The organism is Dietzia aurantiaca, assembly GCF_021033825.1.
Lineage (GTDB): Bacteria > Actinomycetota > Actinomycetes > Mycobacteriales > Mycobacteriaceae > Dietzia > Dietzia aurantiaca.
This window is the reverse complement of record NZ_JAIFXZ010000013.1, coordinates 25,760-49,698: the sequence shown is the minus strand read 5'-3', so window position 1 is coordinate 49,698 and position 23,939 is coordinate 25,760. Positions and strand designations below refer to the sequence as shown.

The following is a 23,939-nucleotide window of genomic DNA, read 5'->3' as shown; positions in this document are numbered from 1 at the left end:
CATCCGCTCGATCCTTCTAACCCACACGGCCTGCTCATCCACACGGCCCGCTCACGCGTCAGCAGCGGTGTCGCCCGCTGACGCGGACAGCACACCGTCGTCGTCGATCCGGGCGGCCGGGTCAAGGAGCACCGCTGCCTCGCGCTCCTTCACCTCGTCGGTCAAGCCCTCACCGAGTCGACGAGCCTCGGGGCGGGCGTAGAGCGGGTCTCCGCCGTAGAGGGCGTCCACGAGGCGGCGGGCGCCGGAGCGCTCGCGCTCGATGCCGGCCACGCGGATCCGCTCGGCCTCCTCGGTGCCGTAGGCGGCGGCCACGGCCCGGTGGAAGGCCTCCGGGTGCGTCACGGCGATGAGGCCGGAGACGTGCCCGAAGCCCAGCGAGGTGAGCAGACCGGCCTTCAGTGCCATGTCACCGCCCAGCTGCAGGGTCTCGCGCAGCCACACCAGGTGCGGGTGCTTGTCCAGCACGTCGTCGACGCAGTCCAGCGCGCGGTTGGGCGGGATGGTGCCCGACCGCAGCATCTGGGTGAGCCCGATGAGCTGGAACGCGGCGGCGCCGCCCTTGGCGTGCCCGGTGAGGGTCTTCTGCGAGACCACGAACAGCGGGTTCCCGGCCGACCGGCCGATCGACGCCGCGAGCCGCTCGTGCAGATCCGACTCGTTGGGGTCATTGGCCTTGGTCGAGGTGTCGTGCTTGCTCACCACGGCCAGGTCGTCGGCGGTCAGACCCAGCTGGGCCAGGCCACGGGCCAGCGGCGAGCGCTTACCGCCACGGCCGGCGCCCAGGGCGCCGAGGCCGGGCGCCGGGATGGAGGTGTGCGCACCGTCGGCGTACGAGCCAGCCCACGCGACCACGCCCAGCACCGGCAGCCCAATGCGGGCCGCGACATCACCGCGGGACAGCAGGATGGTGCCGCCGCCGGCCGACTCGACGAACCCGCCGCGCCGCCGGTCGTTGGCCCGGCTGTAGTGGCGCTCGTCGATCCCCTTGGCCGCCATGGCCGCGGAATCGGCGGTGGCGGACATGTCGGCGAAGCCCTGGATGCCCTCGATGGACAGGTCGTCGAATCCGCCGGCCACCACGAAGTCGGACTTACCCGCGCGGATCTTGTCGAAGCCCTCCTCGACGGACACCGCGGTGGTGGCACAGGCCGCGACCGGGTGGACCATCGGGCCGTAGCCGCCGACGTAGGACTGCATGACGTGCGCGGCCACCACATTGGGCAGCGCCTCCTGCAGCGTGTCGTTGGCGCGGCTGCGGCCGAGGATGCCGTCGATGTACAGCGAGCGCATGCTGGTCATGCCGCCCATGCCGGTGCCCTGCGTGTTGGCGACGTCGGCCGGGTGGACGTGCGCCAGCAGCTCGGCCGGGGTGAAGCCCGACGAGATGAAGGCGTCCACGGTGGCCACCAGGTTCCAGGCCGCCACCCGGTCGATGCCGGAGACCATGTCGGCCGGGATGCCCCAGGTGGTCGGGTCGAAGCCGGTCGGGATCTGGCCGCCGACCACGCGGGTCAGCATGGTGCGGCGCGGCACGCGGATCTCGGTCCCGGCCTTGCGGGTGACCGTCCACTCGCCGCCCTCACCACGGGTGACGACCGTGTTCTCCGGGTCGTCCTCCTGGTAGGCACGGGCCTGGGCCTCGTCGTCCACCACGAAGGACAGGTCCTCCGGGAGGAATACCGAGGTCAGCTGCGGAGCCGCATTGTCGAACATCTCGGCGCGGGTGTCGTCTGCGTAGCGGCGCACGCCGACACGGCCCAGTACCTCGTCTCCGAAGCGCTCGGCGATCTCGGCCTCGTCGATCGGGTCGCCGGAGGAGGTGACGGTCCAGCCGGCGCGCGGCGAGTCCTCCCAGGTGATGAGCCCGGTCGACCTGGCCAGCTCGACGATGCCCGCGGCGGTGAGTTCGCCGGTGGTCTCCACCTCGAAGCGGGTACGGGCGCTGCCGTAGGGGCCGACCTCGCCGGCGCCCACGATCACGACCATGTCCTCGAGTTGCTGGGTGACCTCGCCCCAGTCGGGGCGCTCGTCGGCGGCCACCGTGGGCAGCGACGGCAGCGCGGCGATCGTGCCGGTGGCCTCGTCGGCCACGGCCTCGGTCGGCGTCCCCGGCCGGTCCGCGGCGAGCGCGGACATGTCGAGGTCGGCGGTGCCGAGTCCGCCGGTGAGGTCGACGGTGACGGGGGCGTTGTCGGCGGCCTCGCGGAACTCGGGGGTGCACCAGCGCAGCAGCTCACCGGCGATCCCGGTGGTGGACCAGGTGGACACGCCGGCGGCCTCGACGGCCTCGACGAGCGGGTCGTTGTGGCCCATGAGGCCGGTGCCGCGGACCCAGCCGATGATCGCGTGGACGAAGGTCACGCGCTCGGACCAGGACTTCTCGGAGGACCACTTGGCGATCATGGCATCCAGCGCTGCCTTGGCCTCGCCGTAGGCACCGTCACCGCCGAAGATGCCGCGGTTGGGCGATCCCGGCAGGACAACGTGCAGGCGGGAGTCGACGTCCGTGTCGGCGCCGATCTCGCCGAGGCCGGCGACGAGCTTCTCCACGCCCCACAGCAGGACGCGCATCTCGGTCTCGGCCCGCGGGCCCGCATCGGCCATCGAGCCCTGGACGCGGGGTGCCGCGAACGGGAACAGCAGGGTCGGGGTGAGCGGCGCCTTGAGCACGGTGGTCTGGCCACCGGCCGACTCGGAGTGCTCGGAGCCGACCCACTCGACCAACGCGTCCACGTCCGAGTAGGACGTGAGGTTGGCGGGCAGTACCCACAGTGCCGCGCCGCCACGGGCGTGGGTGCGGTAGAGGTCCTTGAAGAAGGCCAGCTTGGTCTGGTCCAGGTTGGAGGTGGTGGCCACCACGGTGGCCCCGCCCGCGAGGAGGCGTCCGGTGACCGCCGCGGCGATGGAACCCTTGCCGGCGCCGGTGACGACGGCGACGTCGCCGGCGTACTCCCCGACGAATTCCTCGACCGCGGTCTCGGCGATCTCCCGGTAGGCGGACGCGAGGGCATCGCGTCGGGCGTCGACCGCCCGGGCCGCCCACCAGCGGGCCTGCTCGGCGACGATCTCGCCGGCGCCGCGGAAGGCCTCCGCGGCATCGGCCGGCACTTCGGTGCGGGTCCAGAGGCGGGCCAGGTCCTCGCGGGCCGAGGCCCAGCGGTCGTCGAGCAGGAGCGCGCGGCCCGAGTCGAAGGCCGGGGCGACCACGCGGCGCCAGTCGGTGCCGAGTTCGGCGGCGACCAGGTCAGCCAGTTCGAAGTCCGGGTCGGCCTCGGCGAGCAGGTCGACGGCTTCGGGCTCGAGGTGCCCGAGCCTGGTGAGCAGGCCGCGGGCGGCCTGCGCCAGGACGCCGTCGGCGCCGGTGATCTCGTCGGCGAACTCGGTCATCGCCGCGGAGTCCACGACGCCACCGCCACCGGAGGCGGACGCCGGCATGGCCACGGCGATGCCGTTCGCGGCACCGACGGCCTGGACGGCGGCGTCGATGAGGGCGTCGAGCCCTGCCAAGTCCTTGACACCGGAGGCGTCGAGGCTGGCGAGGTCGCCGCCACGGATCGAGGCACCGTCACGGGTGCCCAGGGCGATCTGGGCGGTGACGTGCTGCGCCCAGCCGGCGCCGAGCTCCCACGGGCCGGTCACTCGCTCGGCGATATACGCCGGGCGCTTGCCGGTGCGACCGAGCACGGCACGGAGTCCCTCGCCGACCGCGTCCGACAGGACAGGCCCGAACGGGGCGTAGCCGCGGGCCAGGCGCGAGACCTGGTCGGACAGCGTCGGGAAATCGGCCTCGGCGGCGCCGTCGATGGCGCCCAGGCTCAGCTCGGTACCCAGATCCAGCAGCAGCTGGTTGCGGCGCGAGGAGACGCCGTCGCACAGGGTCTCGATGGAGTCGCCGGGGGCGATCTGCTCGGGACGGACCTTCGTACGCAGCGCCACCAGCATGCGGGTGGCCGCGGGGGCGCCGAATTCCAGGTCGTCCGGGCGGGGCGCACCGGGGGCGGCTGCGGCCGGGGCCGCGCTGCTCGCACCGGGTGCGGTGGATCGGTCCGCACCGGCCGTGCCGGGGGTGTTGACGGCCGGTGCGGGGTCTGTGGGGGCCGCCTGGTCGGCGGCCGGGGTGGACGACTCAGTGGCGCCGGACGCGTCTGCGGCGCTCACTGTGTCGTTGTCGTCGTCGCTGTCCTCCACGCTGGGCGGCAGGGTGCCGTACAGCGTCGCCGAGTCGCGCTCGACGTTGAGCACCCGGGCGCGGGGGCCGCGGTGGGTGGGGAGATCGAGGGTCTTGGAGGCCAGGTTCGCCACGGTCGGGGCATTCGACACGCCCACCTCGACGAACTGCTCGATGCCCAGCCCGCCACGCTCCACGGGAGTGAAGAGCAGCTCCTGGGTCTCGATCCAGCGGACCGGGCTCGCGAACTGCCAGGCCAGCAACTCGACCAGCAGCAGGCGGCCGAGGCGGGTCGGGGTGGCCGACCAGGCATCCCAGTCGGCCAGCACCTCGGTCAGGGACTCGGCCGGCACGAGGTCGGCGATCTCCTGGACGAAGGAGCGGTCGAGGCTGAACAGGCGCGGGACCAGGTTCGGGATGTAACGGCCCACGAGCACCGAGATGTCGATATCGTGCGGGATCAGCGCGTCGAGGGTGGCCCGGAAGTCCGGGACGCCGCCGCGCAGGACGGTGGAGTGGAACGGCACGTCGATGCCGGGGACCAGGATGAAGGCATTCTTGCCGCCTGAGGTCTCCAGCTCGCGGTTGACGGCGTTCTCCAGCGCCTCGCAGCCCGCGACGGTGCCGGCCAGGGCGTACTGCGAGCCCGCGAGGTTGTAGTTGACGATCTCGATGAACTCACCGGACTGCGCGGCGACGTCGGCGACCCACTGCTGGATCTCGTCGTCGGAGACCCCCATCTGGGACGGGCGGATCGCGGCCATCCGGTAGTCCGAGCGGCCCTGCTCGTCGCGCGGGACCAGCTGATGCATGGTCGAACCACGCTGGAACACGATCTCCAGCAGCGGCTCGAGCTCGAGTACGCCCGAGATGGCGGCAAGGGCGTCGTACTCGCCGATCGAGTGGCCGGCGAAGTAGGCGTCGTCGATGAACAGCCCGTCGGCCTCGAGCTCGGCGCGCTGCGCCACCGCGAGGCACGCCATGGCGACCTGGGTGAACTGGGTCAGGTAGAGGACGCCGTCCGGGTGGCGGTGCACCTGACCTCGCACGGTGACCTCGGTCGGGTTCTCGCGCACGATCGCCAGGATCGAGAAGCCGAGCGCGGCACGGGTGTGCTTGTCGGCGCGGTCCCAGATCTCGCGGGCACGCGGGCAGCGGTTGCGGCCCTCCATGCCCATGCCCTTGGCCTGGATGCCCTGGCCGGGGAAGGCGTAGACGGTGCGCGGCGCCTCGGTGAGCGCGGTCGCCGCCATGACGGTCGCGCCGTCGACGGTGCAGGTGACCTCGAGGACCTGGCCGCCGGCATGGCGCCCGGTCTGCACGGCGCGCACGCGGATGCGGTCACCCGGGCGGACCGGGGCGAGCATGCGGGCGGTCCAGCCGGCGATCCGCAGGGCGGGGTCACGGCCGTCGGAGGACTGCACCGCGTGCTGCGCGGCGGCGGACAGCCACATGCCGTGGACGATCACGCCGCCCAGCCCGGCCAGATCGGCCGCGGTGTCGGAGACGTGAATCGGGTTGTGGTCGCCCGAGACCAGCGCGAACGCGGTCATGTCGTGCGGGGCGGTGAGGGAGGTCGACACGCGCAGCTGGCGGCTGGTCTCCGCCGGCTCCACGACGCCACCGGACGTACTGACGAGGGCACCACCGGCCGGACGGGGGTCGCCCACCTCGGCGCGGCCGGTGCGGCCGCGGATCGCGAACCGCTCGGACAGGGTGCACAGCGGGGTGCGGGTGCCGTCGGAGGACTCGGTGGCGATCTCGACGGTCACCTCGACGACGCGGCCCAGGTCGGTGTCACGAACCCCGCCGGAGCGGGCGACGACGACGAGCTCGGCCCCGGTCTGCGGGAGCGGGGCGTGCATGCGGACACCGTGGTCCAGGTGCACGAGGTCGAGCAGTCCCTCGACGACGGTGCCCTGACCGCTCGGGCGACGGGTCTCGCCGAGCACGGCGAACACGGTGGGCCAGGCGGCACCGACGAGTGCGTCGGGGACGCCGGCGGACGCCACCAGCGTGGTGGGCAGGCTGCCGGCGGTGACGCCGGTGTGGTCGGAGGCCAGGGTCGGCTCGAAGAGGAAGCGGGCGGTGGCGACGCCGTCCTTCACCTCGGGCAGCTCGGCGATCTCGACGCCACCCGCTCCCCCGCGGCCGACGCCGGCGGCGGTGGCGAGCAGGGTGCGCATGGCGGCCTCGGCGGCCTCGTCGGTGACGACCGGGGCGGCGCCGGTGGCGACAGAGGCGTCGACGGTGATCTCGATGGTCATCTCGGCGGCGCCGATGGGCAGTGTGAGGTCCACGGTGCGGCCGTCGGCGGCCGGGGTGAGCGCGGCACCGGAGACTGGGTGGCGGCCGACGCCCTCGGCGTCGATCTCCCATGCGTGCAGCACGCCCAGGCGGTGGACGGGGTTGATGACGAGGCGTCCGGCCCAGGTCACGTCCGGGCTGTTGAGCACGTCCGCGACGGGCCCGCTGGCGGCGGTGACCGTACCGCGGCGACGGCTGGAGACGGCCTCGGTGGTCGGCAGGTAACCGCGGACGCGCTCGGCGGTGGCGGACTCGAAGCGGTCGAGCAGGTCGCCCACCGGCTCGTCGACGCGGGTGATGCCCGCGACCGAGGTGGTGCCGGGGATGACACACACGGCGTCCGCGTCGTAGCGGGCGTCGTGGGCCTGCCACAGCGAGTCCGAGCGCCACCAGCGGCGCACGTCGGCGTCGATCACCGGGACGAACGGGACGGGCTTGCCGGGCATGCGACAGATGTCGAGGAACTCGGCGGCGTCGGCCGGGTGCAGCACCGCGTCACCGAGGTCTGCGTAGCGGGCCGCGAGGGCGTCGATCACGTCGGCGGGACGCTCCATCGACTCCACGCGCGGGTAGGCGGAGACGATCGCGCCGCTGTCGATCTCGTCGAGCCGGGCCTCGGTGCGCTGCACCATGCGGTGGAAGCGGTCGCGGATGGTGGGGTCGAGCCACACCGAGCGGGTGCCGTCGGCCACGTCTCCGGCGAAATCGCCGCCCAGGTCGAATCCGTTGCCGTCGCGCGAGACACAGCCGTCGGCGGAGGCACCGCGGGCGAGCGAGAGCTCGACGAAGCGGCGCAGCCACTGCTCGTAGGTCATGGAGTCGAGGTCGCCGAAGTACGGCTTTGCGGTGCCGTCGACCGCGGTGATGATCTCGGCGCGACGCGCCGCCACGGCCTCGGCATCGCCGGCGACCTCATCGAGCAGGCGGCCGGTGCGGGCCGCGGTGTTGTCGATCTCGTGGATGTCCGCGCCGAGCTGGCTGCGGCCGGAGGCCATGCCGCCCTCGGCCTGACCGGCTCCGACCCAGGCGTCCACGCCGACGGTGTCCACCAGGAGCTGCTTGACCTGGGGGCTGGTGGTGGCCTCGAGGGTCGCCATGGCGGCGGTCCCGACGAGGATGCCGTCGACCGGCATGGCCGGGTAGCCGTGGGCGTTGGCCCACGAGCCGGTGAGGTAGTCGGCGGCCCGCTCGGGGGTGCCGATGCCGCCGCCCACGCACAGGACGACGTTGGGACGCTCACGCAGCATCGCGTAGGAGTCCAGCAGGAGGTCGTCGAGGTCCTCCCACGAGTGGTGGCCGCCGGCGCGGCCGCCCTCGACCTGCACGATCACCGGCATGTGCGGGACCTCGGCGGCGATCCGCACGACCTGGCGGATCTGGGCGACGGTGCCCGGCTTGAAGCTGACGTGACGCAGCCCGGCCTCGGTCAACTCCTCGATGAGGGCGACCGACTCGTCGAGCTCGGGGATTCCGGCGGTGACGATCACGCCGTCGAAGGGGATGCCCGCCGCACGGGCCTTCTGGACGAGGCGCTTTCCCCCGACCTGCATCTTCCACAGGTACGGGTCGAGGAACAGCGAGTTGAACTGGGCGCTGCGGCCGGGTTCGAGCAGCTCCGCCATGCGCTGGGTGTTCTCGGCGAAGATCGACTCGGAGACCTGTCCGCCGCCGGCGAGCTCGGCCCAGTGGCCGGCGTTGGCGGCGGCCGCGACGATTTCCGGGTCGACGGTGGTCGGGGTCATGCCGGCCAACAGGATCGGCGAGCAGCCTGTGAGGCGGGTGAACGAGGTCTCGACGTGGACGCTGCCGTCGGGAAGCGTGATCAGCTGCGGCTGGAACGCGGTCCAGGGGCGCTCGATCTCCGGGGTGGCGCCCGGGGTGAACAGGTTGCGCAGACCGCCTCGGGTGGCGGCGGCGACCACGCCGACGCCCTGGCCGCGGACGATCGAGCGGTTGAGGCGGGTCAGCGCCTCGCCGGGGCCCATGTCGAGGACCCACTCGGCGCCGGCGTGCAGCGTCTCGGCCAGATCCTCGACCCAGTCGACGGGCTCGGTGAAGATCTGACGGGCCAGCTCGGTGGCGCGGTCCACGTCCAGGCCGCAGCGGGCGGCCCAGCGGGAGACGACGTCGACGGCCGGGGCCATCGCGGGGTGGTGGAATCCCACCTCGACGTCGAGCGGATCGAAGACCGGGGCGAACACCTCGCCGCCTGTGAGCTTGGCCTCGCGACGACGACGGGACCCGGCCTCGAGGTCGGCGCAGTGACGGCGCAGGTCGTCGAGGTCGTCCGGGCGGCCGACCACGACGTGGCGGCGCTGGGCGTTACGGATGGAGACGCGGGGACGGATCGAGGCATCGACCTCGGAGAACAGCTCGTCGACGAGAGTGCGCAGCTCGTCGCCGTCGATGCCGGACACGCCCGTCATCGGGCTAGCCTCACCCTTGCGGAACAATCCCACGCGGCGGCCCACCAGGGTCGCGGCGGCACCGATGAGCTCGGCAACGGCCAACAGCCGGTCGTCGACGGACCCGAAGGTCTCCACCGACTCGACCGCGAGGATGCCCTGCGAGTGGCCCACCGCGGCCGCGGGCGGGGTGTCATTGGTGTCGAAGCCCTCGGCGGCGAGCGCGCGCAGGGCACCGATCTGGGTGAGCAGGACCGCCGGCAGCGAGACCGCCGCGGAGGAGAGAGAGGCGTCGTCGGGCAGGCTGCCGTGGTCCTCGTCCTCGCCGGTGGTGGTGTTGGCCCACTCGATGGGCCGGAAGCCGTGGGTACGCACGACGGCGATCTCGTCGTGGACGGGTTCGGTCAGCGCGACGGAGGCGTCGACGAGCTCCTGCAGGTCCGGGCCGATGCCGGTGCCGTCGATGAGGTCGCTGAGTGCGTCACGCCACGCGATCCCCTGCCCGCCGAAGGCGAGAGCATAGGCCGTGCCGTCACGCAGCTCGTCCGCCAGAGCGCGGGAGGCACGGCGAGCCGCGAGTCCGGTCTCGAGCGGTCGGGGGGTGAGGTCGCGGTCATCGATCGTCACGTGGGGAACTCCTTGGCACTCTCGTCAGTGGCAGCGCCGTAGAACGGTGTCCCGGAACGGCGCAGCGCACAGATTGCCACAGAAAGTTGAGGCACCCCTCAGATTGACAGCCTCCACCCGACCATTTGACGGGTTCGAACCCCCCTCGGAGCGGTGACGCTCACCACAGTGAGACGTGACGGTTACCTCATATCCACAGGTGAGGGCCCCCTCAGGTTTCCACTTGACGTCGTTATCGAATCGTTACGTCTCTCTCAGGCGTGCAACCCACCCTCACGGCGTGTTGCCGAGGGCGACGCTTCACGTTGAATCGACGTCAGGCGCCGCAGCGCAGTGTTTCCATAGTCGCCGCGTCGAGCCCCTCCGCGGGGCAGAGATCGACCGAGAGGCGCTCGGGGCCGGACGTCCACTCGACGTGGGCGGTTCGGACGCCCTCTCCGAACGAGATCGTGACGAGCCCGCCGATCCCCGGCCGGGCACCGGGCGCGAGCGCGCCCTCCCCGACGGTCTCGATCCCGATGATCTCCGCGACGGTCGGCTCTCCCGGCGCCGGGATGAGACGCAGGGCGATCCTGTCACCGTCGAATGCCCCGACCCACCTGGCGAACGTGCCCGAGCCGTCAGGCAGAAGCTCGAGAGTCGTGCCGTGCGCGAACCACGAACCGGTCTCCCGGACCGCCTCCGCTGGCGGCGGGACAATGTCGATCCCCGACTGCGCGGAGACCTCGATCGGCACCCCGGGAAGAGCCGGGCCCGGTGCGGCGACAGCCGCAGCGCCGGCCGTGGTCACGACGAGCGCCGCGGCGAGAACCGCGCGTCTTGCCGTCTGTCCACCACGAGGAGGCCTAATGGGCCTACTCTAATCCCACCAGTCACGTGGCCTCGATACCCGACTTGCGTCGAAATGGTCACCAATCAGCAACTACCGGACTAGAAGTAGGGGATCTACGGCACCGAAATGCCGCCATCCCCGCCGAGGAGGAACTCATGTCCACACCCGCCACCACAGGCGGTACGAGAAAACGGGAGGCGTTCTCCGGGCGCTCCGTATTCGTGTTCGCCGCGATCGGCTCGGCCGTCGGCCTGGGCAACATCTGGCGATTCCCCTTTGTCGCGTACGACAACGGGGGCGGCGCCTTTCTCATCCCGTATCTGGTCGCCCTGCTCTCCGCGGGCATCCCGCTACTGTTCTTCGACTACGCGATCGGCCACCGCTTCCGCGGCTCCGCGCCGTTGAGTTTCCGTCGAATGAACAGGTTCGCCGAGCCTGTCGGCTGGATCCAGGTCCTCGTCGCCCTTGTGATCGCCATCTACTACGGCGTGATCCTCGCGTGGGCGGCGTGCTACGCCTGGTTCTCGGTCGACATGCGCTGGGGTGAAACCTACGAAGAGACGTCCTCGTTCTTCGCCGAGGAGTTCCTGCAGGCGGGATCCGGTTTCGGCCTGGACTTCGTCCCGCTGATCACGATCGTGCTGGTCGTGGTCTGGGTCGTCACACTGGGGATCCTCATCGCCGGCGTCCAGAAGGGCATCGGCCGGACCGCGTTGTTCTTCATCCCGCTTCTGGTGGTCCTGTTCGCCGCCCTGGTGATCCGCTCGCTGTTCCTCGAGGGCGCGCTGGACGGCCTCAACACCTTCTTCACGCCCAACTGGGGCGTGCTGTCCGACCCCGGGGTATGGATCGCCGCGTACGGCCAGATCTTCTTCTCGCTCTCGGTCGGCTTCGGCATCATGATCACCTACTCCTCGTACGTCAAGCGCAAGTCCAACCTCACCAGCTCCGGCCTCGTGGTGGGCTTCTCCAACTCGGCGTTCGAGGTCCTGGCCGGCATCGGCGTGTTCGCCACCCTCGGCTTCCTGGTCTCGTCTGCCGCCGGGGCCGGCTGGGACGACGTCAGCGGCGGGCCGGGGCTGGCATTCATCGCCTTCCCCGCACTCGTCTCCCAGATGCCGGGCGGCCCGATCTGGGGCATCGTCTTCTTCATCTGCCTCATTCTGGCCGGACTGACCTCGATGATCTCGATCGTCGAAGTGGTGATCTCGTCGTTCCAGGACAAGGTGGGCGTCTCACGCACCACCGCCGTCCTCGCCGTGGGCGTCCCCATGGCCGTCATCTCGGTCCTGCTCATGCCCACCGAGACCGGCCTGCAGAACCTCGACATCATGGACAAGTTCGCCAACAGCATCGGGATCGTCGGCATCGCGCTGATCGCACTGATCGTGGTGATGTTCGCCCTGCGCCTGGGTCCGACGCTGCGCGACCACCTGAACTCGGTCTCCTCGTTCAAGGTCGGCCCGATCTGGATCATCTGCATGGCAGTCGTCACCCCGATCGTCTTGGCCTACGCGCTCTTCGGCGAGATCCGGAGCCTCGTCTCCGAGCCGTACGAGGGCTACGACGCCGCCGTTCTGGGAGTGTGGGGTTGGGGCATGATCGCCGCGATCCTCGTGCTGTCGGTCATCCTGTCGCTACTGCCCTGGCGCGGGGCACGTCATCTCGACGGCCCGCCGGCGACCGACGACGACCCCAGCGACTTCAGCTACCAGGACGAACTCGACCCGGGTGTCGCCGCTTCGGCCGACACCTCAGCGGGCACCGCCAACGGCGGCGCCACCCGCGTCACGCCCCCGACCGACCGCCCGAAGGAGGATTGAGCCATGGACACCACGGCGATCATCATGATGGTGCTGTTCCTGCTCGTTATCTGGGGAGGACTCGCGCTCAGCATCTGGCACTTCGTCACGCACCCGGACGTGATCGACGAGCCGCGCGCCGTGACCGCGCGCGACACCTGACCCGACCCACGACGACAGAGAACCCGGCCCCGACACCCCACCGCTAGGGGTGCCGGGGCCGCGTCATCTCGCGGAGCCGCCTCCGCCCGGGTCCGCTAACTGTGGCAGGACGGCAGTCGGATCGAATCACGCGTCACTCCCCCAGTGTGGCTGCGCTCGCTGATCCCGGTGATCGGGCCGCACGTGTACGGCAGCATCGAGGACACTACGCCCGGTCTGACCCAGCAGGTGTACGACTCTGAGATCGCACGGCAGATCTACCCGGAGGGTGCCGCCGGGGTGCCGGGTGTCGAGATGTACTCCGTGATCAGCGAATACGACGAGGTCGTCACCCCGTTCGTGCGGCAGTACTACGCCGGGCCGGGCGTCACCAACATCCTCCTCCAGGACGGCTGCGAGGCCGACCACTCGGAGCCCGTCTCGAACCTCTACAGCGAGCGCGCGCTGCGGTACGCCCTGAACGCTCTCGAACCCGGTGAGACGGCGCCGGTCGAGTGCTTCCCGGTCGCGCCGTTCGCGCCCTGGGTGACCTAGACCCGGGGGCTCAGTGGGTGGTGCGCCCGGGGAGACTTGAAGTCTAGGGTTCGAACACAGCCGACCTGCTCGATTGGTAGATGTACTGGTCGAAGGCCGCTCCGAGACTTCACTGTCGATAACAAGTGTTCGAAGATTCGGCCCATAACCATGCTGAACGTGGCCAAAATGTGGCCACCCGATGTCGCACCCCGCCGCTACCCTCCTCGCATGCTCTGGACCGAAGACGCCCCCACCCACTGCCCCAACGGACACAAACTTGGACCCAACCGAGTACTAGTCGGCTGGCTCGCTCCGCGCGCGGGCACGCTCGAGCAGGGATCCCGCACCCACGAATGCCGCGAGTGCGGAGCGGTCACGCTATGGGAACCGACGTGCAGCTGGAAGTGAACGCCCTTCACGGATGTCGCACACCGCTGCTATAAGTATGTCCACACCTGACGGAAGGCCCCTCGATGCGTCCCCTCCTCGCACTATCTGCTGCTCTTGTTCTCGGCCTCGCCGGCTGCTCAGCTGCCGAGCCCGCCCCCTCCGAGACGGAGACATCGACAACCGCTGCCGCTACAACCACGTCGCCGAGCACGAGCGCCTCGCCCACCACGTCCGAAACGACAACCTCCGAGTCGGCTCCTGAGCCTGCTGTCGTGCCGGACAACGCCGCGACAACGGCGAAGCGATCGATTTGGGCCCCTGCGGGACAAGGCATCCAGTGCCCCGGCACGGACGCGTTCGTCTGGGACTACGCCGACTGCAACCCGTCGAACGGCGTGATCGACCCCAACGAGTTCTACGGGATGGTTGAGCAGCAGAACCAGCAGCCTGCCCACGATGGCGTCGCCATCGCTGACGGGGGCACCTGCCCCGCGTATCTGTGTGGGTACGGTCACGACGAGCAAGGGAACCGGAACCCCACCTCGGGCGAGATTCAGACCCAGCACGGCTGCGAGCAGGGATACATCACCGACGTCGAGCTGTGTGCCGCAGTCAGATCCCCGATCCAGTAGCTCCCCCCCCCTCGAGATCGGGATGTCGCACCTGCCTCGTGCCGAGGTCTGGGTAGTTCTGTTGCCTTCAACCTACTTGCCCATGCAGCTCTAGCGTGTTATGATGTAGGTACAACAGCACAGAGGAGGTGAACGAATGGACTGGGAAAAAGTCCTCGCCATGATCGGAGCGGCACTCTACGCCGCAAGCCGAGAAGGGCGCGCCTGGTACGAACTGCTCCACAAGGAGCCGGACAAACCAGACGACACCGACGAGTGAAACCCCCGGCCTGCCCTTAACAGGCCGGGGGTTCCACCCCCACCATAGAACCTCCCCAAGGAACGGAGAAGCCATGAACAGGCCCGCCATCGACCTCGCGGTCTACGCCGGCATCGGAGCCGCCCTGCTCTGGTTCGGCGCCCCCACCTGGTCCCTACTCATCCCCGCGGCCGCCGCCGCGTCCGCGCTCGCGCGCACGGCCACCAAGCGGCCATGAGGGTAATCCTCACCGACGCCGACACCGGCGACGAACTGTGGCCCGCCGCCCGGTGCGCCGAACACTGCGGAATCACACCCGCCACATGGAGGGGCTACGTCTCCCACGGCCGCACCCCCGGACCCGTGGCAACCTTCGAACGCTCGCCACTCTGGCGCGCCACCGACATCCGCACCTGGCACGCCGCCCGGCCCGGATCCCCAGTACCGAACGCGCCGACCAGCAGGACCCGATAACGAAAGTCGTCACACCTGCATCTGAGGAGTGGCGCTTCGTTGTGCGTTCTGATCGGGCCGAGGAGTATTACTGCCATGACAGGTGAACTAGCGAATCTAAGAACTGCCGATCAAGAGCCGCCTCGTTGCGGCATTCCTGGTTGCGACAAGACGGCGACCCAACTCTCGAACGGTGCTGTGCTCGGCCACTTCGGAAAGCCGTTTGTCGGCACGAAGTTTCCGGCGATTGGCGGGGTCTTCGACCGGTGCGATGAACACGGTCCGTCAGATGATCCGCACGAGTATGGTTTCTCCATGGAGATCAGTAGAACGCAATGTTTGGATCAGGGCTGGGTGGCCTACGTGATAGATCCAGACACTGGAAATGAGCGTGTCACCCGTGACTTTTGGCCCACTGAAGAGGAGGCTGTCGCGGCAGCTAAGCGCGGAGAGCTTATCGAGTAAGAGACTGCGCGCCTCGCTGTCTTTTCGTTCGAACCCATTGGACGAGACCGTGTCGTGGCGGTGACAGTCTAGAACGGATCGCCGCCGCCCCCGTTTGACGGTGGGGGCGGCGGCGTTTGGGGTGCCCGCTACTCCGTCGGTAGTTGCCCGTTGTCGCCTGCCTCCGGAAATAGATTCTTGGCGATGATGACTGCCAACCCAACCACCTGTATCACCACGCTGCCGAAGTAGGCGGCGATCATGATTTCAGTCTCGCGTCCGTGCAGTACCAGCCAACCAATCACGAGCGAGCTGATAACTACCGGCGCCCCGGTGGCGCCGATCGCGAATCGAAAGAGGGTCGTTCGGCGCTTGTTGTCTGCGCGCATTCGTTCCAGCTTGACGTCTCGAGCGTCTGCAAGCTGTTGCTCCCGTTTCGTGGCGCTCGGCTCGACAACAACGTCTGCGGCTGCCTTTGCGGCACTCTGCCTGCCGGGATTGGACTTGTCTCCAGCCGGTAGCGGGGTGACGGTCGACTGGAGCCACGCGATCTCGTCGTCATCTAACTCCCAGTCGTCCGGCGCGTGTCGCTGGTACTCGAGTTCGGCCAACGTGTCTTCGTCCGGCTCCCAGTAGTCCGGCGGCTCACCAGGCTCGGCCCCGGAGGCGTGCCAGTATTCCTCTGGTTCCGATGGCTCCTCGCTCACCTGTGAGCCACCGGGGGAGGATTCTTCTGCAGTCGACGCAGGCGCTTCTGGACAGCAGGGACGGATACTCCGAACCTCTTTGCCGCGGTGAACTCGCCGTGGTCTCGAACCGTCCTAATGAACGGGCCAGCTGGCATCAACAGCTCGCCAGCGAACTCGTCAGCGAAGAACTCGTGCAGGTTGTACTCGTTCTTGGCGTTCCGGTAATCCATGAACGAATACTCGTTGTCCTTGGCCAGGCTGTCGCGTTCGACGAGGTGGCCGATTTCATGGGCGAGAGTGAACCTCTGGCGCTCGGCGCTGTCGTTGCCGTTGACGTAGATTCGCGCGGCGGGATCACCAGCGTTCTTGATGATGAACCCGGACAGTCCCGGCTCCATGGCATCCACCGAGACGGATGCGCCCCACGTTTCAGCGATGTCAATCAGGTCGCGGAGTCCACTGGTGCCAACTCTGGCAGAGCGCCTAATCTGCTGCGCCTCTCGACGCGCCCGCTGGTAAAGTAACTCGGCCATGTCCACACCTCCTTGTGTTCAGGATAATGCCCCAACGGTGCGACATATTCCGGAGGCTTGCGGTATCGCCTGCCTGAAACGCCGGACAGGCACCGCTCACCGGGTGTGGTGAGTGGGTGCGGGGCGAGGCCGGTACGGCTCACACGGTGGGGTCCGGTGGCGGGGATGCGCGGGTGAGTGCCCGCAGCTTGTACAGGGCGGCAATCGCGAGACCGAGGTAGATCACCTCGACCACGTTCTCCCAGCCCGGGTAGCCGTACTCTTCGCCGGGCCACCACAGGATCAGGGCGGCGTTGCCGCTGTAGGCGGTGGTGACGCACATGGCGAGCATCGTCGCCCGCCCGGCATAGGTGGAGCGCCAGCGCCGACGCGAGTACACAACAACGAACACGCCCGAAGTGAGAAACGCGGCGAGCGCGAACCAGCCCCGGTAGATCGCCCCAGGGGTCACGAACGTCAACACAAGACCGACCACCACAAGGAGCGTGAACGCGGCCCGGTCCCACCGGTGTTCGTCGTATCGGGGCGCGAGGGGGTTACGCATGTCGCCTCCTGTAGATCGTGTCGATGGTCTCGCCGAAGTGGTTGCGGTGATGCTCGTTGTCCAGCCGTGCCGCGAGGGCCTCGACGGCTGGCCATCGCCGGTATGCCTCGCCGCGGCGTTGCTCGGCTTCGGCCAGACGCTGCCGGGGGCAGCCGCCGGCGGGAGGCGGTGGCGGTAGCTTTCCGCGCCGTCGTAGCCACTGTGGAAGCCTCATCCGGATCCCTCCGCTTCACGTCGCATCTCTTCGAGGGCGTGTGCGCTGGTCTGGCTCGACCTCGACAGCAAGGTCACTTGGTGGCGGGTTTCGTTGTGGCCGTCCCGCTCGGAGTCGAGCGCTTTGGTCAGGTAGGCGATGCGGTCGTCACGGACATCGAGGTGGTCCCGGACGACGCTGCGCGGGACGAGCCGCCCGGTGAGGATCCCCCAGGCTGACCAGCCGACCATGGCGACCAGGAGCCCGTTGATTCCGAGCTGGCCGATTGGGACCGCGGCGACAAGATCGGCCATGCGGTGCCCCTTCCTAGATCGTCGGGGTGGGACTCACTCGGCGCGGTGCTCGCCGACGTACGCCTCCGGAGCGGGGAGCCACGGCGCCCGGTCAGGCACGTACTCCACCAGCTGCGGCGCGGGCAGCGCAGCGTCCGCCGCGTTGCGCGCGGCCACATCGCCGCGCAGGCGAGCCAGCTCGTCGAGGATCTGCGGCAGCGCCTGCCGCGCGATCAGCATCCACTCCATCAGCTCGGGGCTCTCGGCACGAACCTCGGGAGTGATGTTCCGCAGGGAGGTCGCGCCGCCGCCCACGGCGAGCAGTCCGCCGACGACGGGCAGGATTGCATCAACAACGTCCTGGGTCAGGATTCCCCAGGTCACCAGTGCGCCGCCCGCGGCCACGACCACGAAGTAGAGGGAGATACGCAACCTTACGTCAACATGCTTCATCGGTCTCAACCCTTCAGCTTGGGATTGCGGGGGTTGCTCGGCGGGTCGACGAGGGTGTCGAACGTCCGGGTCTTGACGCTCAGGCCGATCTTGTTCGCGATCGCCTCCAGGATCGACACCGCGGTCGCCAGCAGGTCGTAGAACGAGCGGTGGCCGCCCTGTACCCACCCGGGCACGTTCGCGAACCCGTCGTCGTCGGCGTCCATGCCCATCTGCACGCACAGCCGCTTCGTGTCGTGCGTGACCGGCCACACCTCCTCGCGGATGATGCGCCGCACGTCCTCTTCTGATGCCATTGCCAACCAGTCCTCTCCCAGTGTCCGGCCCGTGAACAGGGCCTCGAGTTGCGCCCGCGAGCCGCGGAACGCGTTGATGTCGACGAGCCGCCCGGCCACTTCGGCGTTCGACCCGTACTGCCAGATGACGGGCTTCTGGTTGCCCAGCGGGTAGTCCCAGCGGGCGTGCCCGTTGCCGGGGTACAGAGCGCGTGGGGTGCCGCGGAGGTCCCGTCCGTAGTCAGCCACCCAGAACGCCCCGAACTCGTGGCTGTCCGGCTCCGAGGGGGCGACCCGGCCTTCCCAGTAGGGGACGTACGAGTACACGCCGATGACCCGCACACCAGCGGCCTCGTAGAGGCGCTTGCACTCGCGGATGTGGTCGACGTGCAGCCCGGCCGGGGACTCGACGTCGATCCATACCGGCCGGCGCGCGTCGCCCATCACCGCGAGGGAGGCGTCGACCTGCTGTGCCACGGTCGTCCCCTCGCTCGGATTGCGGAGGTAGTGGTAGGCGGCGGTGAGCATCCCCGCGGACTCGGCATCGTCGAGGTGCGACCGGTACGTCCGGTCCCGGTAGGTGCCGTCGGTGGTGCGGATGATCGCGTACGCCATGCCCTCGGCCTTGGCCTGCCGGAGGGACATGCCGTCCTGGTGCTCGGAGACGTCCACTCCGAACAGCGGACCGTCCGACGGTGCGGGCGCGGGAGCTGCCTCGCCCGGGTAGCCGGCGCCCGCCAGCCACGTCTCCGGGTCGATCCGGCGGCCGCCGTGCCCGTACTCCCACACCGTCAGGTGCAGGTGCGGCCCGGTGGACTGGCCGTTGGAGCCGACGTAGCCGATGAGCTGGCCCGCGTTCACCCAGTCCCCGGTCTTGAGGCCGGTCGCGTAGGCGTCCCACATGTGCCCGTACTCGGTGCAACCGCCGCCCTCGCTGGTCGGGTGGTCGATCACGAGCCACTGCCCGTACCCGGTGGCGGCGCCGATGTACTGGACGGTGCCGCCGGCGCACGCGTAGAACGGGGTGCCGTCCGGGACGGCGAAGTCGGTGCCCGAGTGGCTCTCGGGCCGCCCGGTGACCGGGTTGATGCGGCCGGCGAACCGCGAGGTGATCGTGAACGTGCCGCGGGGTAGCGGCCACTGTCTGGCCATGGTCACCGCTCCTTCGGGTGGTTAATCTTCCAGGCGATCGAGTCGGCCAGGCGGTCGGCGTAGCTGCCGGTCTTGCCGTCGGGGGTGTGAACGGGCTCGAGGTAGGCGCGGGTGTGGTCGCCGCTCATGTAGGCGCGCACGTCGGCGGCGAGCTGCCCGACGCGCCCGCCGAAGCCGAGGATCCATCCGATCGGATCGCGTTGGACAATGCCGAGCTGCCACGCCAACTGGAAGTTGCCGAGGCGTCCCTTCTCGATGGCCTTGACGATGATCTCGTCCATGCGGCCGTCGCTGGTATCGCCGACCCACCGGATCAGCGCGTCTGGCCAGGCGGCTGGGATCGGGTCTGTCGGCACCGCCGTCCAGAACGCACGGTCAGGGATCGGGGTGTAGCGCTCTCCCATCACCCCGTAGCGCGGCGCGGGGTCCGGGAGGCCGTGCTGCCACCGGTCGTGCGGCCGCCACGGGTCCGAGAGGAACCCCGCCGCGAGTACCCGGCCGTGGAACCGCGGGTGTTTGAGCAGGAAGTCGTGCGCCGGCTTGGACCCACCGGAGAACGACATGAGCACGATGTGCTGGTCGGGATGGGCGTCCATCCACTCAACCAAATCCCGCACGCCGGCGCGGGAGTTGTCGGCCCACGTACCGCCACCACCCATGCCGAGCATCGTCGACCCACCCCAAGGGAACCAGCGCGAGTCGGCGCCGATCTTCGCCGCGAGCCGGTCCACACACGGCGCCAGGACCGACCCGTCGACCCTGCCGTCCGTGCCGACACCGTCGAACGCGACCACGGTCCGTTTCATGCTTTTGCCTCCTGAAATGGCGAAACCCCCACTGGCGGGTGGGGGTGAGTGTGGTAGCCGGTAGTGACCCGATGACGAAACCCCCGCAGCTGAGGCAGGGGTTCCGGTGAAACGGTCGAGTTAGGGCATGAGTCCCATTCGGTACTTGCTCGTGATTCCGTCGTGAGCTCTCTGCCGAAGATGAGGCTCGTCGAGGTGACTGTCTGGGACGAGGTGTCGGACCATCGCAGTGTCGGGGAGCGTTGGCTCCGAGACGTGGACGATCCATCCTGGACTGTTGTCGTCTTCGACACGTTCGTATCCGATGACTGAGCCGCCTTCGAGCTTGACGCCCTCGACGATCCATTCAAGTCTGAGGTCTGGACAGGTTTCCTGCATTGGCTTCTTCCCTTCGAGTCGGTCTGACTCAGACGGTAGAGGACTCCTGGGGGGTGGAGGTCACAGAAGCACGGCGGCAACGACCCGACGACTGTCGGGTTAACGTGCGGGGGCCAGAAGCCGAGAGTGATTGTTCTGCGCGGGCGCGGACCCGAGTCGCACTAGGCGGGGGAGAGTGTGAACGGGCGGGGCTACAAGCGGGCCACGTAGACGGTGCCGGTGAAGGTTACGACCGTACTGTTCCGGGCTACGATCGCGATCTGGGCCGTGCCAGTGGCGTTTGTGATGATTGCTGTTGTAGGCCCGGCCAGTGTGCTGCGCGCGTTGTCGTGCTCGACAGTGCCGACTCTCAAGTGGGGCCGTGAGGCGGTAGTCGTGGGCCCGTCCAGTGCCCCCGCGACCACAATCAGCGACCCGCTGCCCGCATCGACGGTGGTGAGCGGGTATGTGACCGGGTTGACCCCGCCGGCACCCGACATGGAGACGGGGATCTCCTCCACTTCGCCGCCGCCCACCTGGCCGATGACCGGCCCGAGGGTGAGTGTCATCGCTTATACCTCCGTGATCGAGTGGATCTCGCCCGAGTCGAGATTGAGGACACTGTCGCCGTTGTTCGCCGCGGCGGGAGGCGACCAGGTCCCGGTGCCGGACCACAACCACATCGCCGGACGGGACTCCACGAGCGTCCTATCCGCCTTCGCGCCGATCGCTGCGGACTGCGCCGTCGACACCGGCTTGTCCACGTCGCTGGTGTCGTCGACGTTCCCGAGTCCGACCTCTGCCTTGGTGTGGTCGTGCGCCGTGGGCGGATAAGTCGGCGGTTTCTTGCTGATCTGCGACCACTCGTGACCATGGCCCACGTCCGATTTGCCGTCCAGTGCATCGTCCAGGCCCGTCACCTGCGACATTGAGTGGTCGTGGGTGGACGGGGTGCGGGCATCCGACAGGCGAGGGTCGTCGTTCTTGACCCGCTCACCGATCGCCGTCATCACCGTCGTGAAGAAATTCGGATCATTGCCCAGCGCGGCTGCGACCTCTGCGATGGTGTCCATCGTCTCCGGCGCCTGTCCCACCAGATCGGCGATCGCCGCAGCGATATCCCCCTGCCAGTTCGACGACATGTCGCCGATCGCGGTCAGCACATCCTGGTAGGCCTGCGTGTTGGACAGCTCGACGAGGACCTGGGCGAGAGCCGCAGCAGCATCCGTAGCAGACCCCGCGGCCTCACCGGCCTTTGTGCTCGCGGTGACCGCCGACCCCGACGCCGCAGACGCCGAACCAGCTGCCGCGTCAGCGTGCCCGGAAGCCTCGAACGCAGCAGTTTGCGCCTGACCCCGAGCGTTCTGCGCCGTGGTACTCGCAGACTGCGCAACCTGCCGACTGTCTAGCGCAACGTCCCGTGCCGCCTCAGCGCTCGTGCGGGCCGCTTGCGCCTGAACTTTCGATTCGTCCGCATTCGACGCCGACCCTGCAGCAGCCGAGGCGCTACCTGCCGCGTCGCTGGCAGACCCGGCCGCCGCATCCCGGGCGTCCTCGGCACCCGTGCGGGCTGTCTGGGCGGCCTGAGCATGGCCAGGGGCGGCCTCGATAGCGGGCAGGTTGTCGGTGATGACCTGCGCACCAGCGGATGCAGTAGCGGCACTATCGGCGGCAGCTGACGCGCTACCAGCCGCCGCTGTGGCGGACCCGGCAGCGTCCCCAGCCGACCCGGACGCCACGCCAGCCGACGCCTCCGCAGCCGACGCACTACCCGCGGCATCCGAGGCACTCGACGAAGCCGCCGACGCAGACCCCGCAGCAGCGGACGCCGACGACCCCGCAGCCGAAGCAGCGGTCTCAGCCGCCACACGGTCACCCTCGACCCGCGCCACCACCTGATCGGCCGCGCCCTCGATTGCTGCGTCGACGCCCTCGGCCGCGGTCTCGGCCCGCTCGGCGGCGGCGATCGCGTCGGCACGGAGCTGGGCAAACGTCGACAGTTCCTCCGGCGTCCACTGGTAGACCGTCGCGAAAAGCTCCCGAAGAGTCACATCCCCTTCGGGGATCACCACCGGCCACTCGCCGCGGGCATCCACCCCAACATCAATCTCGAGCACCGCCGGCCCCGGCTCCACCACAACATTCGCCGGTAGCTGGCCATTGATGATCGAGTACGGCACCCTCCGCGGGGCGATCACGCCTGACGTTCCGGTCCGGAACCCCGCCGAGATCCACAAGGTGCCCTTCGACCCAGTCAACCCGACGTCATACACACTGCCCGTAATCTGCGGCACCCCAGAACCTCCCCGCTCGTCAACATCTGCAGTGTCGCCGTGCGCGGTGACTTATCCGTCGTTGCCGGACGAGCCGCCCGTTGTCGGCACAGATTCATCGACTGTCGACTCAGTCGCGTCCAGATTGATGCGATCCACCATGAGGTGCGTGAGCGCGGTCCCGCCCCGGTACAGCAGCCGGTTGTAGATTCCGACAGCGGTCCCCACGTTGTAGAACGCCCACACGTGCACCCGATAGCCGGGACCCGGAACAGCGACAGAATGGCGCACCGACAGCGTTGTGTACTTGTTCGTCAACACCTCGCCGTACGCCTCTTTGATCGAAAACACCGACCCGTCCGGTCGGGACACCACGATCCGGACTCGTGACGTCAGACGGTCCACGTGATGATCGTGCGTGATCTGCGCGTCAATGAACCAAGTGCCCTCAGCGAGCTGGATTCCGTGGTCCACGTACGACGCATTCTTCGGGTTGGTGATGACCGCGCCGTCAAACTCCATTCGCACCCACCGGTTCCGGTCCTTGTACCGGTTGTAGGTCATGTACGCGACCCCATACCCCGACACATCATCGAGTCGGGCGACGAGGTCGAGCTGGCCATCGCGGATCTTGTCCAGCGCCGGGTGGTCGTTGGCGATCAGCCCACCAAACAGGGCAGACGCAATGTCTTCCAGCGCTTGCCCGACGGCCGCGCCGATAGACAGGAACCCGGAGAGGATGTTCCCGAAGAACCCGTTGCGGGCCATCTCCGCGATGTTCCACATGTCCGGGTTCGCCTGCGCTGGCGGGGTGACCGTCGCCAGTTCGAACATCTCCCCTGGGCCGCGACCGCCCGGGACGCTCCCACCATTCGGTGTAGTCACCGCTCGCCCCCCTCATCTGCGAGTCGGGCCTTCCACACCTCGCGGCGCCGAAGTGCTTCCCGGATCGCTTCTGCTTCCACCCGTACCGCTTCCGCCTCCTCATCCGACAGTGCCGATAGGTCCACCTCCCCGTGCTGCATGGCCGGTGCAGGAGCCGACACCGGCACCCACTGTCCGGGGTTCAACCAGCTGCGGGGCCCGGTCTGAGGCGGATCGTGACGGATCCTCGCCGCCGGCACCGCTTTGACGTCGACCATCCCGTCCTCGCCTGCCAACTCGTCGAGCTCGGCACGGGTGATGAACCCGAGCGCCTCCAAATGCCTCCCGAGGTCGTCGGACCACTCCTCCGGCATCTGCATCGGCACATGACCGCCCGGCCCCGTTACCGGCGGCGCATGGAACACCCACTTGTACTTGTGCGGACCCGACGGATCCGCCTGCTGCTGATCCACCTCGATCGGCGGCGGCGCCCCCTGCGCCCGATACTCCTCAACCATCGCTCTCTCC

General features: G+C 69.0%; 21 protein-coding genes. 7 read left to right on the top strand and 14 right to left on the bottom strand.

Annotation, left to right across the window (positions count from 1 at the left end; genetic code table 11):
• Nucleotides 1-51 precede the first annotated feature (51 nt).
• Both K3888_RS13450 and K3888_RS13445 read right to left on the bottom strand, forming a co-directional pair.
• A complete protein-coding gene (locus K3888_RS13450) occupies nucleotides 52-9,510 on the bottom strand; it encodes a type I polyketide synthase (protein ID WP_230930791.1) in 9,459 nt (3,152 codons plus the stop codon).
• A 316-nt stretch (nucleotides 9,511-9,826) separates the two neighbouring features.
• Nucleotides 9,827-10,300, bottom strand: coding sequence for a hypothetical protein (locus K3888_RS13445; protein WP_230930790.1), 474 nt, complete (start codon nucleotides 10,298-10,300; stop codon nucleotides 9,827-9,829).
• A 197-nt stretch (nucleotides 10,301-10,497) separates the two neighbouring features.
• On the opposite strand from K3888_RS13445, the gene K3888_RS13440 reads away from it, so the two are divergent.
• From K3888_RS13440 to K3888_RS13410, 7 genes are all read left to right on the top strand, one after another.
• The gene (locus K3888_RS13440) at nucleotides 10,498-12,165 is read left to right on the top strand and encodes a sodium-dependent transporter (RefSeq protein WP_230930789.1); all 1,668 of its coding nucleotides are present in this window, start codon (nucleotides 10,498-10,500) and stop codon (nucleotides 12,163-12,165) included.
• Nucleotides 12,166-12,168: 3 nt separating this feature from the next.
• Nucleotides 12,169-12,306 carry a methionine/alanine import family NSS transporter small subunit gene (locus K3888_RS13435; RefSeq protein WP_230930788.1) on the top strand — a complete coding sequence of 46 codons (138 nt, stop codon included), beginning with the start codon at nucleotides 12,169-12,171 and terminating at the stop codon, nucleotides 12,304-12,306.
• Nucleotides 12,307-12,450: 144 nt separating this feature from the next.
• On the top strand, nucleotides 12,451-12,840 hold the full coding sequence (locus tag K3888_RS13430; RefSeq protein ID WP_230930787.1) for a hypothetical protein: 390 nt from the start codon (nucleotides 12,451-12,453) through the stop codon (nucleotides 12,838-12,840).
• 644 nt (nucleotides 12,841-13,484) lie between these two features.
• Entirely contained in the window at nucleotides 13,485-13,844 is a 360-nt protein-coding gene (locus tag K3888_RS13425) for a hypothetical protein (RefSeq protein WP_230930786.1), read from the top strand.
• Nucleotides 13,845-13,980: 136 nt separating this feature from the next.
• Nucleotides 13,981-14,103, top strand: a complete 123-nt coding sequence (locus K3888_RS17720) for a hypothetical protein (RefSeq protein ID WP_269075181.1) — start codon at nucleotides 13,981-13,983, stop codon at nucleotides 14,101-14,103.
• Between the two features lie 73 nt (nucleotides 14,104-14,176).
• A complete protein-coding gene (locus tag K3888_RS13420) occupies nucleotides 14,177-14,320 on the top strand; it encodes a hypothetical protein (protein ID WP_230930785.1) in 144 nt (47 codons plus the stop codon).
• Between the two features lie 311 nt (nucleotides 14,321-14,631).
• On the top strand, nucleotides 14,632-15,000 hold the full coding sequence (locus K3888_RS13410; RefSeq protein WP_230930783.1) for a hypothetical protein: 369 nt from the start codon (nucleotides 14,632-14,634) through the stop codon (nucleotides 14,998-15,000).
• Between the two features lie 128 nt (nucleotides 15,001-15,128).
• Here K3888_RS13410 and K3888_RS13405 read toward each other — a convergent pair whose 3' ends face one another.
• The 12 genes from K3888_RS13405 to K3888_RS13355 form a co-directional block, all read right to left on the bottom strand.
• The gene (locus K3888_RS13405) at nucleotides 15,129-15,686 is read right to left on the bottom strand and encodes a hypothetical protein (RefSeq protein WP_230930782.1); all 558 of its coding nucleotides are present in this window, start codon (nucleotides 15,684-15,686) and stop codon (nucleotides 15,129-15,131) included.
• Nucleotides 15,683-16,201, bottom strand: a complete 519-nt coding sequence (locus K3888_RS13400) for an ImmA/IrrE family metallo-endopeptidase (protein ID WP_230930781.1) — start codon at nucleotides 16,199-16,201, stop codon at nucleotides 15,683-15,685. The genes K3888_RS13405 and K3888_RS13400 overlap by 4 nt, the downstream gene beginning before the upstream one ends.
• 139 nt (nucleotides 16,202-16,340) lie before the next feature.
• On the bottom strand, nucleotides 16,341-16,745 hold the full coding sequence (locus K3888_RS13395; protein WP_230930780.1) for a putative phage holin: 405 nt from the start codon (nucleotides 16,743-16,745) through the stop codon (nucleotides 16,341-16,343).
• Nucleotides 16,738-16,959 carry a DUF7620 family protein gene (locus K3888_RS18025; protein WP_443652049.1) on the bottom strand — a complete coding sequence of 74 codons (222 nt, stop codon included), beginning with the start codon at nucleotides 16,957-16,959 and terminating at the stop codon, nucleotides 16,738-16,740. The genes K3888_RS13395 and K3888_RS18025 overlap by 8 nt, the downstream gene beginning before the upstream one ends.
• Nucleotides 16,956-17,252, bottom strand: a complete 297-nt coding sequence (locus tag K3888_RS13390) for a hypothetical protein (protein WP_230930779.1) — start codon at nucleotides 17,250-17,252, stop codon at nucleotides 16,956-16,958. Before K3888_RS13390 ends, K3888_RS18025 begins: the two co-directional genes overlap by 4 nt.
• Nucleotides 17,253-17,285: 33 nt before the next feature.
• Nucleotides 17,286-17,684, bottom strand: a complete 399-nt coding sequence (locus K3888_RS13385) for a hypothetical protein (protein ID WP_230930778.1) — start codon at nucleotides 17,682-17,684, stop codon at nucleotides 17,286-17,288.
• 5 nt (nucleotides 17,685-17,689) lie between these two features.
• On the bottom strand, nucleotides 17,690-19,111 hold the full coding sequence (locus tag K3888_RS13380; protein ID WP_230930777.1) for a peptidoglycan DD-metalloendopeptidase family protein: 1,422 nt from the start codon (nucleotides 19,109-19,111) through the stop codon (nucleotides 17,690-17,692).
• Nucleotides 19,112-19,113: 2 nt separating this feature from the next.
• A complete protein-coding gene (locus K3888_RS13375; RefSeq protein WP_230930776.1) occupies nucleotides 19,114-19,917 on the bottom strand; it encodes a hypothetical protein in 804 nt (267 codons plus the stop codon).
• Nucleotides 19,918-20,486: 569 nt separating this feature from the next.
• Nucleotides 20,487-20,843: a hypothetical protein gene (locus K3888_RS13370; RefSeq protein WP_230930775.1), complete on the bottom strand. Its 357-nt coding sequence runs from the start codon at nucleotides 20,841-20,843 to the stop codon at nucleotides 20,487-20,489.
• Between the two features lie 3 nt (nucleotides 20,844-20,846).
• The gene (locus tag K3888_RS17900) at nucleotides 20,847-22,472 is read right to left on the bottom strand and encodes a phage tail fiber repeat family protein (protein WP_230930774.1); all 1,626 of its coding nucleotides are present in this window, start codon (nucleotides 22,470-22,472) and stop codon (nucleotides 20,847-20,849) included.
• A 147-nt stretch (nucleotides 22,473-22,619) separates the two neighbouring features.
• Nucleotides 22,620-23,381: a hypothetical protein gene (locus K3888_RS13360; RefSeq protein ID WP_230930773.1), complete on the bottom strand. Its 762-nt coding sequence runs from the start codon at nucleotides 23,379-23,381 to the stop codon at nucleotides 22,620-22,622.
• Nucleotides 23,382-23,428: 47 nt separating this feature from the next.
• Nucleotides 23,429-23,929, bottom strand: a complete 501-nt coding sequence (locus K3888_RS13355) for a phage gene 29 protein family protein (protein WP_230930772.1) — start codon at nucleotides 23,927-23,929, stop codon at nucleotides 23,429-23,431.
• Nucleotides 23,930-23,939: the final 10 nt, after the last annotated feature.

Excerpts from the sequence above, each read along its gene's own strand:
- K3888_RS13440 (WP_230930789.1), top strand. The coding sequence starts at position 10,498 with ATGTCCACACCCGCCACCACAGGCGGTACGAGAAAACGGGAGGCGTTC.
- K3888_RS13385 (WP_230930778.1), bottom strand. The coding sequence starts at position 17,684 with ATGAAGCATGTTGACGTAAGGTTGCGTATCTCCCTCTACTTCGTGGTC.
- K3888_RS13375 (WP_230930776.1), bottom strand. The coding sequence starts at position 19,917 with ATGAAACGGACCGTGGTCGCGTTCGACGGTGTCGGCACGGACGGCAGG.
- K3888_RS13435 (WP_230930788.1), top strand. The coding sequence starts at position 12,169 with ATGGACACCACGGCGATCATCATGATGGTGCTGTTCCTGCTCGTTATC.
- K3888_RS13370 (WP_230930775.1), bottom strand. The coding sequence starts at position 20,843 with ATGACACTCACCCTCGGGCCGGTCATCGGCCAGGTGGGCGGCGGCGAA.
- K3888_RS13380 (WP_230930777.1), bottom strand. The coding sequence starts at position 19,111 with ATGGCCAGACAGTGGCCGCTACCCCGCGGCACGTTCACGATCACCTCG.
- K3888_RS18025 (WP_443652049.1), bottom strand. The coding sequence starts at position 16,959 with ATGAGGCTTCCACAGTGGCTACGACGGCGCGGAAAGCTACCGCCACCG.
- K3888_RS13400 (WP_230930781.1), bottom strand. The coding sequence starts at position 16,201 with ATGGCCGAGTTACTTTACCAGCGGGCGCGTCGAGAGGCGCAGCAGATT.
- K3888_RS13410 (WP_230930783.1), top strand. The coding sequence starts at position 14,632 with ATGACAGGTGAACTAGCGAATCTAAGAACTGCCGATCAAGAGCCGCCT.
- K3888_RS13420 (WP_230930785.1), top strand. The coding sequence starts at position 14,177 with ATGAACAGGCCCGCCATCGACCTCGCGGTCTACGCCGGCATCGGAGCC.
- K3888_RS13390 (WP_230930779.1), bottom strand. The coding sequence starts at position 17,252 with ATGGCCGATCTTGTCGCCGCGGTCCCAATCGGCCAGCTCGGAATCAAC.
- K3888_RS13360 (WP_230930773.1), bottom strand. The coding sequence starts at position 23,381 with ATGTTCGAACTGGCGACGGTCACCCCGCCAGCGCAGGCGAACCCGGAC.
- K3888_RS13355 (WP_230930772.1), bottom strand. The coding sequence starts at position 23,929 with ATGGTTGAGGAGTATCGGGCGCAGGGGGCGCCGCCGCCGATCGAGGTG.
- K3888_RS17720 (WP_269075181.1), top strand. The coding sequence starts at position 13,981 with ATGGACTGGGAAAAAGTCCTCGCCATGATCGGAGCGGCACTCTACGCC.
- K3888_RS13395 (WP_230930780.1), bottom strand. The coding sequence starts at position 16,745 with ATGCGTAACCCCCTCGCGCCCCGATACGACGAACACCGGTGGGACCGG.